This window comes from Ramlibacter pinisoli (genome assembly GCF_009758015.1).
Lineage (GTDB): Bacteria > Pseudomonadota > Gammaproteobacteria > Burkholderiales > Burkholderiaceae_C > Ramlibacter > Ramlibacter pinisoli.
On record NZ_WSEL01000009.1, the window covers coordinates 1,318,359 to 1,330,013 of the forward strand.

Genomic DNA, 11,655 nt, shown 5'->3' on the forward strand with positions numbered 1-11,655 from the left:
GCCGCCATGCAAGCCAGCGACTACCGCACCATCCTCGTCGAGCACGCCGCGGGCGTGGCCCGCGTGACGCTGTCGCGCCCCGAGAAGCGCAACGCCATGAACCCGCGCATGCACGAGGAGATGGCGCACGCCCTGCCCGGGCTCGTGGCCGACCCGGCGGTGCGCGTGATCGTGATCACCGGCGCCGGCAGCACCTTCTGCGCCGGCGCCGACATCAAGGAGTACTTCCGCGACCTGGAGAACCGGCCGGACGAGCGCGCCCGCATCACGGAACTGGCCCGTCACTGGATGTGGGACGTGCTGGCGCAGGCCGGCAAGCCCACCATCGCGATGGTCAACGGCCACTGCTTCGGCGGCGGCTTCCTCGTCTCGCTGGCCTGCGACATCGTGGTCGCCAGTGAACGGGCGGTGTTCGGCCTGCCCGAGGTCAACTGGGGCCACCTGCCCGGCGGCGCCGCCAGCCTCAAGACCATCGAGGCCATGGGCGCGCGCATGGCGCTCTACTACGCCATGACGGGCGAGAACTTCGATGCCGCCACGGCGCTGCGCGAGCGGCTGGTGACGCGCGTCGTGCCGCACGAGCAGCTGCAGGCCCAGGTGGAGCAGCTGGCCGCCTCGCTGGCCGCCAAGAGCCCCATGGCGCTGCAGGCCATCAAGGAGATCTACCGCGCCGCGCCCTCGGTGGGCATGGCGCACATCCACGATTTCGTGCAGGCCAAGGTCGACCAGCTGCGCGTGCGCGACACCGGCGGCCTGCGCGAGCGCGGCATGGCCGACTTCATCGCCGGCAAGCTGCGCACCACGGAGACCGGCGGAGCCAAGGCATGACCGGCACGCAGGATCCGCCGCAGGCACTCGACGGCGTGGCGGTGGTGGATCTGTCCGCCGGCGTGGCCGGCCAGTTCGCCGGCCGCGTGCTGGCCGAGCACGGTGCGCGCGTGGTCCTGGTGGAGCCGCCGGGCGGCAGTGCCACCCGCCACCCGCGCGGCCCGGAAGACCGCTACCTGTTCCGGCACCTGAACAGCGGCAAGCGGTCGCTGGTGCTGGACCGAGCCACGCCCGAAGGCCAGGTGGCCCTGGCTGCCATGGTGGCCGGCGCCGACGTGCTGCTGGCCGACACGCCCGAGGACCTCGCGCCCTGGCTGCAGCGCCACCCGCGCCTGGTCGCCTGCACGATCCGCGACTTCGCGCCGCAGGGGCCCTATGCCCACTGGCGCGGCAGCGAGATGGTGCACCAGGCGCTCAGCGGCCTGATGCATGCCACCGGCCGCGCCGACCGCGAGCCGCTGTACGGCTTCGGCCACCGCGCCTACTACTCGGCCGGCGCCGCCGCCGTCAGCGCCATCGTCGGCGCGCTGCTCGTGCGGCTGCGCAGCGGGCGCGGCCAGCTGCTGGAGATCCGCGTGCACGAGACCGCGATGGCCATGTCGCAGAACATCGTCGCCCAGTACTCGTACAACGGAACCGTGCAGGCCCGCGGGCCGTATCCCGGCGCCTGCGACATCTTCCGCTGCCGCGACGGCTGGGCCTCCATGTACTGCCGCGGCGACCGCTGGCCGGCGTTCTGCGCCGCTCTGGGCGAGCCGGACCTGCCGGCCGACCCGCGCTTCGGCGCCATCCACCAGCTGGTGCGGCACTGGCAGGAGGCCCATGCCATCCTGGCGCCGCACGTGCGCGAGATGACCGTGGATGACTTCGTCGCCCGCGTCCAGGGCGCACGCGGCCTGGCCTCGCGGGTGAACACCATGGCGGACGTGCTGGCCTGCGGGCACGTGGCCGCCCGCCGCTTCCTGGAGGCGGTGGAAGAGGACGGGCAGCGCAGGCCGCTGCTGGGGCCGCTGTTCCGCATGGGCGGGACCCCGCGCCGCATCGCCGCCATGCCCGCCCCCCTGCCGCAGGCCTCCCATGCCTGACGCCGCCCTGCCGCTGGCCGGCCTGCGGGTGCTGGAGATCAGCACGGCCTGGGCCGGGCCCATGCTCGGCCGCATCCTGCGCACCTTCGGCGCCGAAGTGGTGAAGATCGAATCGCTGGACGCCATCGACAACTGGCGCGGCGCCGTCAAGGGCGACGACCGCGTGCGCTACCCCGACGGCGAGCCGGGCGAGCGCCCGTACAACCGCAGCGCCTGGTTCAACACGCAGAACCTCGGCAAGCGGTCGCTCGGGCTGGACCTGAAGGCCGCCGAAGCCCGGCCGGCCATCGAGGCCATGGTGCGCAGCGCCGACATCGTGATCTCCAACTTCGCGGCCGGCGCGCTGCAGCGCATGCGCCTGGGCTACGACGACCTGCGCGCCCTGCGCCCGGACGTGATCCTGCTGGAGATGGTGGTCACCGGCGAGGGCGGTCCGCTGGCGGACACCCGCGGCGTCGGGCCCACCATGGAGGCGCTGGCCGGCATGACCGTCCTCACCGGCTACGGCGACGGCGTGCCGCAGCGCACCGGGCCGGCCTACGTCGACCCGATCGGGGCCCTCAACGGGGCGATGGCCGTGCTGCTGGCGGCGCACCACCGCGCCCGCACCGGCGAGGGCCAGCGCATCGAGCTGGCGCAGCGCGAGAGCCTGCTGCACTGGTACGGCGAGCGCCTGCTGCTGGCGGCCGAGGACGGCGTGGAACTGGCACCGCAGGGCAATGCGCTCTCGTGGGCCGCGCCGCACGATGCGTACCGCGCTGCCGGCGACGACGAATGGGTCGCGATCGGCGTGTTCGAGGAGAGCGAATGGCTCGCCCTGTGCCGCGCCATCGAACGGCCCGAGCTGGCCCGCGACCCGCGCTTCGCCGATGTGGCCGGGCGCGTGGCCAACGCCACCGCCCTGCGCGCGGCCCTGGAGGCCTGGACCTCCGGGCACGACAAGCATTCGGCCGCGGCGCTGCTGCAGCGCCACGGCGTCTGCGCCGCGCCGGTGTGCTGCGGGCGCGACGCCTTCGCCGACCCGCAGCTGCTGGCCACCGGCTTCCTGTTCCAGGTCGACCATCCCGAGGCCGGGCGGCACCGCTACAACGAGCTGCCGTTCCGTTTCGAGGGCGCGCAGGACCGGGCCCGCGAGCCGGCGCCGCTGCTGGGCCAGCACACGCGCGAGCTGCTGCGCGACTGGGCCGGCCTGGACGAGGCCGCCATCGGGCGGCTGCTGGAGGCCGGCGCGGCGCTGCAGGCCTGAACGGCGCGGGGCGCGCTAGGCGTCCGGAGGATTCGCGTAGGACGGCACGGCCGGTTCTCCCTGGAGGCCCATGCGCCGCTTGGCTGTCTCCCGCGACCCCACCACGGGAGTGTGCGTCCCAGCGAGGGCCAGGCCTCTCTTGGGCATGTTCCCGTAGACGCACTCGTACTGTCCGGCCTGGACCATGAACGTCTCGTGCCAGATGCCGACGCTTCCGTCCGCGCCGACCGCCTTGTTGAACCGCTTCCAGGCATCGAGGTGGGTGGCCGACGGATCGCGCGCGAAACGCTCCAGCTGCTCGAACGACCGCCAGTACTGGACCAGCCCCGCGCCGCGCCAGCAGACGAAGTTCTCGGCATGCAGCAGGCCCAGCTCCCGATGCGCCATCAGGTGATCGACCATCGGCTTCATGGCGGTGGCGACGGGAAGCCACTTGTGCACCGCCCACAGCTTGTTGATGCGCATGCCGATGATAAAGACGACGAACGAACCGTCGATCTGGGCCGTGTGCCTGCCGCGGAAGATGGCGGTCATGTCGATCTCCGTGTCATGAATGGCGCCTGCCGGTTGGTGAGAGAGGAGCGGTCGGGCGCATCGTTCACTGGCCGGCCTCGTGCATCAGCGTCGATCGCAATGCCGCCCCCATGTCCTGGTCGAGCGTCCCGACTCCCTTGACCACGAATGTGCCACCGTTTCGCCACAGGGTGCGTGTCGTTGCCAGGGACCGGGACGTCGTGGCATCGAGAACACCCACGTCGATGAGGACCTCGGTGCCGCCCTCGACGATGGCGGGGATGCCGATGACGAGCCGCGGCCCCAGCTCCCGCACGACCACGGTGACGACACGGGCAGGCGCGGGATTCAGGGTTGCCGCCATGCGCAGGACCTGCGCATCGGCTGCGGTCACTTGCTCCGGCGTGAGGCGATGGATGGTCACGTCCGAGAGGCACTTCGCACCGGCAGCGAAGTCTTCGATTCCATGCAGCGCGGCGGCCTCGCGCAGCAACGGCTCCTTCTGGTCGGCGCGCCAACGGGTGCCCCAGTAGATGGCGGTACGGATCGATGCCCCGCCCGCTGTGCACAGCGGTTCCTTGAGCCGTTCGCCGGTCACTTCCACCGTGGTGGCGGCGCACCCTGCCAGGAGGAAGGCGGCGACCAGCAGCTGGATGGCAGGCGTGCCCATGGGAAGAGATCTCAAGCGCGCCCGCCTGCTGCGATCCACGCGTCAGGCGGCATCGGACGGCGCCACAGCCTCACCGTCCGAGGCCTCCCAGGGCCCACGGACGAACACCGCCTCCTGCGCACCGGGCCACGGCGGCATCGTCATGGCGACAGCGGCCACCCGCACGGATGCGGATGCCCGGAACTGGAACTGCGTCCCGACGGGGATGGTGAGACAGACGCCGGGGTCCAGCGGCACGGTCTCCTCGCGGTCCCCTTGCCTGCGCCACATCTCGCCGCGGCCGGCGACGATGAACCAGACTTCGTCGACGGTGCGGTGAACGATCGCGCGGGCGGTCTTGCCCGCGGCGAGTTCGAAGTGGGCCATGGTCCCTGCCGGAACCCCCAGCAGCACCCGCACGTCCGCGCCGTCGGGCGCGACCACCGTGGGCTCGGCGGGGAAGGACATCATCGCGAACTCAGTCATGCGCACTCCCTCGGATGTCGATGCGGATTCACGTCGCCGTGACCGGCGGGGCCACGGATCCAGGATCGTAAGCCGACAAGTCCGAAGGACGCCGAGCCGGGTTACGGGCGCGATACCTGGCGGAAACACGCCCACACAAATAGCAGCGCAGGCGACACGCACGGCGCGGCAAGCGATACAGGGGTGGTCGAGACTTCATTCATCGAGGTGAAGCCAATGGACCCGACCAAAGCCCATTCCAATGACGACACGGCCCATCTTTCCGTGGAAGCCATCCGGCTGGCGGTCAACGTTGCCCAGGCCGAGTGCATCTGCCAGGTTCACCTGCGCGTCTGCCTCCTGACGGAAGCGGGCGAGCGGGCCGGCATCCAGCCCTTCCTCTACGAGCCTTGACTGGCGGGCTGACCGAACAGACGGAGCAGGGACCAGGACAGGGCAGCCCCGAGCGGGCCGAACAGGAGGAGATTCCAGAGCGGCGCGAACAACAGGCCCAGCGCCGCAGTCGATCCGGATGGCGCGACGAAGACGCTGTAGTGCATGTAGAAGTCGAAGGCCAGTGTTGCGACGGCGCCGCCGACGGCAAGACCGGGTTGGTGGCGGACGACGGCGACCGCAGCCCACAGGGCGTAAGGCAGGCAGGACCAGAGAAGCAAACCCAGCAGAAACAGCGTTCCCCCCGCGCTTGGCGTCCCGCCATTCGACTTGAACACGGCGGTGTACGCATGCAGCAGCACACCGAGCGCACAAAGCCCCAGCGTGACCTTGGCGAGGCGCGTTGCCTGCCTCACCTTGCGCCAGCCCACTGCATGCGGGTCATCCGATAGAGGCAGTGCAGGCGCAACGGATGCTCCTCGGGAACGCCCGGATGCTCGAAGTCCGCGTGAGCGTCGTGCATGCCCAGGCGCTCCATGACCGCGCGCGAACGAAGATTGCCGATGGAGGTAAAGGACACGATCTCGTCCAGCGCCAGCCGCTCGAAGCCCATCCGAAGCGCCGCGCGCCCACCCTCGGTGGCATAGCCGCAACCCCAATACGAGCGTGCCAGGCGCCACCCGACCTCCACGCACGGAGAGAACGGCAAGGTGCGCCGGGGGATGGACAAGCCCACGAAACCGATGAACACGCCGTCCGTCAGGCGCTCGACCGCCCAGTTGCTCCAACCGCGCTCGACGAACTGGGCCTGCCACGCGTCGATGCTCGCATCGCTCGCCTGGCGCGATTGCAGCGCGGGGAAGAACTCCATCACCTGCGGATCGGCGTTCATCGCGGCGAACGGCAGGCGGTCGGATTCCCGCCACTGCCGCAGCCGGAGGCGCTCGGTGTCGACTTCGATGGCTTCCGGCAGACCCGTCACCGTGCCTGCCCCGGCACACCCGCATCGGTGAGCGACGGACCGACGTACATGCGATTGACGCCGGCCTGCGCGGCCGCCGCCTCGCACAGGCTGCACGGACGCGAGGTCGAGTAGAGGACAGCGCCCGACAGCCTCTCGCGGCCCAGCTTCTGCCGGGCGTCGCGGATCGCTTCCCGCTCGGCATGGGCGTCCGGGTCCCGGTTCCGGACGACCCGGCTCGGGCCCAGGCCCACCAGCTTTCCGTCGAGCACGAGGACGGCCCCGTACGGCTGGTCGCCCCATGACTCGGCGAGGCGCTTCATCTCCGCTGCCGCCTCGTACCACCGGCTTTCCGGCTCGTGCCGGGCAGCCTGGGCTTGCACAGGGGGCCGCAGCGTGGCGGCGACCAGGCCTGCCAGGAGAGTCCTTCGCGTGTTCAGGCCACTCACATCATCGACCTCGACAGCTCGATCGTGCCCCAGACCAGCACGACCAGGAGTGCAACATTGATCAGCAGCGCCGCCATGTGCATCCGGCGAAACCGTCGAATGGCTTCGCCCTCGGCCGCTTCGATCTTGACGCCCAGTTCCTGCATCACGGGCAGGAAGCGTGTCCGCAGCAGCGTTGCCACGACGGCGATGGCGGCCGCACCGACGGCCAGGGCAACCCGTCCCCAGAGCGCATAGCTGGCCGATGCGCCCACCGCCGCCCAGAACAGGGCCTTGTAATAGACCTCGAAGAAGCGACGGATGAAGCGGGCGTCGAGCGGGACGTCGTGCTTCAGGATCAGCAGGGGCAGCCCGCCGAACAGGAAGTAGGCCGTGGTGACCAGCAGGACCACGGTGAAGAAGAAGGCGCCGTAGATGGCCGGAGTCATCCTGTTTCTCCCGGAAAGTCAGGTCGTCCGCGACGGACCCTGCTGCGCAGACCCGCCGCGGAACACCCATTGGACGCCATACCGGTCGTAGAACTGCCCGTAAACGCCGAACGGCATGCTGTGCAAATCCTGAAAATGCGCCTGCTGCGTACCGCGAGCAAGCTTGTCGAAGACCGGGCGAAGCTCCTCAGCACTCGCCCCGGTGACGAACAGTGCCGACATGTTGCCGAGCACCGGGTCGAAGGCCGGCGATGCCATCCAGTCCGCCGCGGAGATCTCGATGGCTCCGCTCGTCAAGTGGGCGTTGATGATCCGTTGATGCTTGCTGACGGGAAATTGGGCCTTCATCGGCGTGTCCACGAGCCTGGTCAACTGGAGACTGCCGACGAGGGACTCCTGATAGAAGGTCATCGCTTCTGCGCAATTCCCGTCAAACAGTAGGAAGGGGGTGCATCGCAGCATCAGAAGGCTCCTGGGGCCGTTCGATGATAGCCAAGGCGCCGGCCGTGGATGTTGTGCGACGCTGTGGAGCAGTAGCGACTGTGCCGCCGCCTAGCGTCGGAGGTGACCGGCGGAGTCCGTATTGATTGACCAGTTAGAGCGCACTACGGCTCCACCTCGTTCAACACATCCCATGCTCGCAAGCCCTCGCGGCGTGCGGCCTCAGCCAACCTGAAATCCGCAGTCACCAAAACCGTTTGGTTTTCGTTCGCCAACCTGGAGAATCTCCCGTGTTTGACGCTCACGATCTGAAAGGCGTCAGAGAAATCAAGGGAATGCGCCCGAGCAATCTCTCGGACCTGTTCCAAGACCTCTCGGCTGGTGAGCTCGATGTCGGGCGAATAGCGAGTAGTCACCGAAAACCATGTGATGAGTTTCGCAGCGGCTGCCTGGTACTCCGCCTCCGACAGCTGGCTTCGGAACATCCATTTGCCTTTTAGGATGTTTAGAGCCTCGTAGAAGCAAAACGGAGTGGTGTATTTCGTCGGAGACCGATGCAAGAAGTAGTCACGCACAATTGCACTTCCTGGTTCGGCGGCGTAGACCTTGACCAGGGCGGAAGCATCGAAGCAATTTGCGCGTGGTGGGGGAAGCATTCTCGTGCGCTCTAACGCCAAGGTAGCCGACCTACCTGCCGCTGGCGAGCGCTGGCCGCAGGTAAATCCGCGCTGATCCTCGTGGCAAACAGTAGGCCGAGGACGTCCGTGTCTATCGACCTACTAGTCCACAGTCGCATAAACCACCTTGCCATCAGTAATTGACAGATGCCCAGGCCTCTGGAGTGCAGCCACGATTGCGGTGATTTCGTCGTCTGCGAGCTGACGTTGAAAGTGGGCCGAGATTGCACTACGCAAGGTCTTCTCGGTTCGAGGCTTCGTTGCGTTTGGCTGGAGAAGTCTCGACATGAACAGAATAGCGCGTTCCTCGGGCGACTTCACATGTGCCGCTTTCACCGCGGGAATCTCCTCCAAGCACTCCCAGCGACGACAGAAGATGTTCTCTTCCTTCAGGTGCTGAACGAGCGGATCGAAGCCTGTGTCCTTGGAGATGATATGAAAGAACGACTCGGGCTGCTCCGCGGCGACGCGTCCGATGTAGAACGCAATGTGGAAGTCCAATGCATTCTTACCCACTCCCGCAATTTTGACGTATTCCGCACGCGGCCCCAACTGCTGCATGGCGGTGGCCAACTCAAAAGACAGCTTGTTCTGAGTCGCGCCCACGAACACCTTCACCCGGAAGTATTCAGGAGCAAGAAGTCCTACGGAGGCGGGCTGCACGCTCTCCAAGTCAATGAGGACGATGTTCGGTCGCAATCAGTCTCTCCCTGCAACGGGGTAACGTCTGCGTCGACCGGCGCGCACTCGGCGAGTGCGCGAAACGCACAAAAGTAGGTACGCGTCCGCGTCGAACAACCTAGTAGTTTGCTCCCTCATTTCCATTTGCAGACGCGGCATTTCGTCAGCGGCTTCTTGAATTTTCTCTGAGACCAGCGCTCTAACGCCTCCAAGTCGGTGGAGCATGCCTTGATGTAGTCGTTAGTGGTGAAGTTTCCTATGTCGGAACTCCATAAGAGCATTGTGCGAAGTCATATGAACCATTGGGTACTGCGCCACGCGTTCAGCAACGTCAACGTTGGCGATGTAACCCGCCGGATGCGCGTGCACCCAGGCGAGATAGCCGGCTTCATCGTTCACAAACTCACCTACCACGGTGGAGTCCTCGCTTGCGACCTCGGGCCGGGTATTCATCCTCATGACCGCCGGGCCAAAGTCAAAGCGACTGCCTCGGCGTCGTCACGGTCCGTGAAAAGGTACTCCAGCTTGCAGGAACCAAACTCTCGCTCTAGTTCCTTTTGGCGCACCGGGTAGTTCCCGAAGCGAAAGCTGCGCATTGAGCCGGCAGCCGACGGAATTCGATAGACGCCGTAGCTTCGCGGAGCGGTAAGCCAACCATCCGGGCGGACGCTGGACGGGCTGATCGCCCGTGTGATGATGTGCTCGATGGAAGCCACATTGACTCCTATGAGAGAAGTTCCCGAAGCAACCCTACGTCTGTGAGTTCCCTTGCCGGCTGGCTCGCGCCTAGGTGCTTGTCGCAATAGCATTTAGTCCTCCCTCTGCGATCAGGTCGTCGATTCCGAGACCTGGATCAAGCAATGGCGCTGATTGGCCCTTGCTAGACCTACCCCCCTGCTCACACCGCTCGGTCGACCTGCTAGTTTTGTTTCAGCAAGTCTGCCAGTCCGTGTCGGCACCGGCAAGAGTCGCGCCCCTTCTCACCGCATCGCCGCCCACAACAACGTCACCCCCGACAGCCCCATCAACCCGTCGATCAGCAACCGGAACGTGTTCGGCTTCAACGCCAGCACCACCGCGCGGCCGGCGAACGAGCCGGCCATCATGGCCCCGCCGGCCAGCAGGCCTTCCAGCACCACCTTGGCCGGCAGCGCGCCGAAGCCGCGGAAGGCGGCCACCTTGGCGCCGTAGATCGCCAGCGAGCCCAGGCCTTCGGTGCCCAGCAGGGCGCCGCGATCCAGTCCGTAGGCCGTGAACAGCGGCACCGTGAGCGGCCCGGTCGAGACGACGACGCCGGTGAGGAAGCCCATGGGGGCGCCGAGCAGCAGCACGTGCGTGAGCGACAGCTTGAACGCGCGCCGGGCCAGCCAGCGGCGGGCCGGAATCATGGCCAGGAAGAACAGGCCCAGCGCCGTTTCCACCAGCCCGGGCGGCACGGCCAGCAGCGTGCGCACGCCCAGCACCGCGCCCGGGATGGCGGTGGCCGCATAGGCGCCGGCGGCGCGCCAGTCGACGTCGCGCCGCCACGCCGCCACCCGGCCCAGGTTGCCCAGGAAGGCGGCAATGGCCATCACCGGCACGGCCTCCACCGGCCCCCAGGCCAGCACCAGCACCGGCATGAGGATCAGCGACGACCCCGTGCCGACCACTCCGCCCACCGTGCCGGCCACCAGGCCCACCACCAGCACCATCACGTAATCCACGCCCTGCCCCTCCTGCTGTCGAGCACTGGACTCTAGGCCAAATCCCGGGCCGGCCGGCCGGGGAATGCCCGCCTTGCGACGCGCACCTGCGCCACCGACAGCCCCTAGCGGCGGCCGGCCAGCAGCTCGCGCACGAACGCCTCGGCGGCGGGTGGCAACGCGCGGCGGCGGCGCGTGACGAGGTGGATCGAAGGCAGGCGCAGCGGCAGCGCCACCTTCAGCACCTTCAGGCCGGCCAGCCCGGCGTAATGCGCCGCCAGCGAGGCCGGCATGATGGCCAGCCGGTCGCTGGCCGCCAGCAGCGCGGTGGTGGCGACAGTCGATGCCGTTTCGATCATGTCCAGCTGCACCGCCAGCCCGGCCTCCGCCAGCGCCGTTTCCAGCCGCGTGCGCTGCGGCGAGCCGGGCGGTTGCAGCACCCAGGGCCAGGCCAGCAGGTCGGCCAGCGCCAGGCGCTTGCGGGCCAGCAGCGGGTGGCCGTCGCGCACCACCACGACCTGCGGCTCCTCCAGCAGCAGGCGGCTGTCGAGGTCGTCGCCGAACAGGCTCTCCAGCGGGCGCCCCAGCACCAGGTCGACCTCGCCGCCGCGCAGGCGCTCCAGCATCGCGTCGCTGGTCTCCACCAGCACCGACACCGCGACCCGCGGGTGGCGGCGCTTGTAGTCGGCCAGCACCGGCGCCAGCAGCTGCGGCAGGGCACCGGGCACGCTGCCGATGCGCAGGTGCCCCGCCAGCCCCGCCCCCAGCGCGGCGAGCTGCTCGCGAGCGACGCCGAAGTCCACCAGCAGCTGGCGCGCATAGCGGATGACCACCTCGCCGGCGGCGGTGGGCTCCATGCCGCGCGCCTGGCGCTCGAACAGGTGCGCGCCCAGCGTGTCCTCGGCCTGCCGCAGCAGCCGGGTGGCCGCGGGCTGGGTCAGGCCCATGGCCTCGGCGGCGCGGCCCAGCTGGCGTTCGCGGCCGACCAGGGCCACCAGCAGCAGCTGGCGCGTGCGCAGCCGCAGGAGCAGCGCTTCGTCGGAGACGGGCGGGGAAGTTGCCATGTCGAAAATGGGATGGGTGGGTGCGCAATTGTCATTGGATCGGCGGCGGGGCTCGCCGTACCCTCCGTGGGCGATCGCACAACGACACTGGAG

General features: G+C 68.3%; 16 protein-coding genes. 4 read left to right on the forward strand and 12 right to left on the reverse strand.

Annotated features, from left to right (window positions below; translation table 11 throughout):
* Nucleotides 1–6 precede the first annotated feature (6 nt).
* Genes GON04_RS20680 through GON04_RS20690 form a run of 3 tightly spaced genes read left to right on the forward strand, consistent with a single transcriptional unit; the run spans nt 7 to nt 3,159 of the window.
* Complete coding sequence (locus GON04_RS20680; RefSeq protein ID WP_157399882.1) at nt 7–828, forward strand: enoyl-CoA hydratase-related protein; 822 nt, start codon at nt 7–9, stop codon at nt 826–828.
* On the forward strand, nt 825–1,913 hold the full coding sequence (locus tag GON04_RS20685) for a CaiB/BaiF CoA transferase family protein (protein WP_157399883.1): 1,089 nt from the start codon (nt 825–827) through the stop codon (nt 1,911–1,913). Before GON04_RS20680 ends, GON04_RS20685 begins: the two co-directional genes overlap by 4 nt.
* Nucleotides 1,906–3,159, forward strand: a complete 1,254-nt coding sequence (locus GON04_RS20690; protein WP_157399884.1) for a CaiB/BaiF CoA transferase family protein — start codon at nt 1,906–1,908, stop codon at nt 3,157–3,159. The genes GON04_RS20685 and GON04_RS20690 overlap by 8 nt, the downstream gene beginning before the upstream one ends.
* Nucleotides 3,160–3,174: 15 nt before the next feature.
* On the opposite strand, the gene GON04_RS20695 is transcribed toward GON04_RS20690, so the two are convergent.
* The 3 genes from GON04_RS20695 to GON04_RS20705 form a co-directional block, all read right to left on the reverse strand.
* Nucleotides 3,175–3,693 (reverse strand): DUF4188 domain-containing protein, encoded by a 519-nt coding sequence (locus GON04_RS20695; RefSeq protein WP_157399885.1) that lies wholly within the window; start codon nt 3,691–3,693, stop codon nt 3,175–3,177.
* A gap of 64 nt (nt 3,694–3,757) precedes the next feature.
* Nucleotides 3,758–4,342, reverse strand: coding sequence for a hypothetical protein (locus tag GON04_RS20700; RefSeq protein ID WP_157399886.1), 585 nt, complete (start codon nt 4,340–4,342; stop codon nt 3,758–3,760).
* A 42-nt stretch (nt 4,343–4,384) separates the two neighbouring features.
* Complete coding sequence (locus GON04_RS20705; RefSeq protein WP_198349366.1) at nt 4,385–4,807, reverse strand: cupin domain-containing protein; 423 nt, start codon at nt 4,805–4,807, stop codon at nt 4,385–4,387.
* 216 nt (nt 4,808–5,023) lie between these two features.
* Here GON04_RS20705 and GON04_RS20710 point away from each other — a divergent pair, with 216 nt between their 5' ends.
* Nucleotides 5,024–5,200, forward strand: coding sequence for a hypothetical protein (locus tag GON04_RS20710; RefSeq protein ID WP_157399887.1), 177 nt, complete (start codon nt 5,024–5,026; stop codon nt 5,198–5,200).
* Here the strand turns inward: GON04_RS20710 and GON04_RS20715 are convergent.
* The 9 genes from GON04_RS20715 to GON04_RS20755 form a co-directional block, all read right to left on the reverse strand.
* Nucleotides 5,188–5,610, reverse strand: coding sequence for a hypothetical protein (locus GON04_RS20715; protein WP_157399888.1), 423 nt, complete (start codon nt 5,608–5,610; stop codon nt 5,188–5,190). The two genes, GON04_RS20710 and GON04_RS20715, sit on opposite strands and share 13 nt — an antisense overlap.
* Nucleotides 5,592–6,152, reverse strand: coding sequence for a GNAT family N-acetyltransferase (locus tag GON04_RS20720; RefSeq protein ID WP_157400806.1), 561 nt, complete (start codon nt 6,150–6,152; stop codon nt 5,592–5,594). Before GON04_RS20720 ends, GON04_RS20715 begins: the two co-directional genes overlap by 19 nt.
* A gap of 5 nt (nt 6,153–6,157) precedes the next feature.
* Nucleotides 6,158–6,523, reverse strand: a complete 366-nt coding sequence (locus GON04_RS20725) for a nucleoside deaminase (RefSeq protein ID WP_338051028.1) — start codon at nt 6,521–6,523, stop codon at nt 6,158–6,160.
* Nucleotides 6,524–6,585: 62 nt separating this feature from the next.
* Complete coding sequence (locus tag GON04_RS20730) at nt 6,586–7,017, reverse strand: hypothetical protein (protein WP_157399890.1); 432 nt, start codon at nt 7,015–7,017, stop codon at nt 6,586–6,588.
* A gap of 18 nt (nt 7,018–7,035) precedes the next feature.
* The gene (locus tag GON04_RS20735) at nt 7,036–7,479 is read right to left on the reverse strand and encodes a VOC family protein (RefSeq protein WP_157399891.1); all 444 of its coding nucleotides are present in this window, start codon (nt 7,477–7,479) and stop codon (nt 7,036–7,038) included.
* 143 nt (nt 7,480–7,622) lie between these two features.
* A complete protein-coding gene (locus GON04_RS20740) occupies nt 7,623–8,114 on the reverse strand; it encodes a type II toxin-antitoxin system VapC family toxin (protein WP_157399892.1) in 492 nt (163 codons plus the stop codon).
* A 123-nt stretch (nt 8,115–8,237) separates the two neighbouring features.
* On the reverse strand, nt 8,238–8,834 hold the full coding sequence (locus GON04_RS20745) for a PIN domain-containing protein (protein WP_157399893.1): 597 nt from the start codon (nt 8,832–8,834) through the stop codon (nt 8,238–8,240).
* 962 nt (nt 8,835–9,796) lie between these two features.
* On the reverse strand, nt 9,797–10,519 hold the full coding sequence (locus tag GON04_RS20750; protein ID WP_181653690.1) for a TSUP family transporter: 723 nt from the start codon (nt 10,517–10,519) through the stop codon (nt 9,797–9,799).
* 104 nt (nt 10,520–10,623) lie between these two features.
* Complete coding sequence (locus GON04_RS20755) at nt 10,624–11,562, reverse strand: LysR family transcriptional regulator (RefSeq protein WP_157399894.1); 939 nt, start codon at nt 11,560–11,562, stop codon at nt 10,624–10,626.
* Between the last annotated feature and the right edge of the window lie 93 nt (nt 11,563–11,655).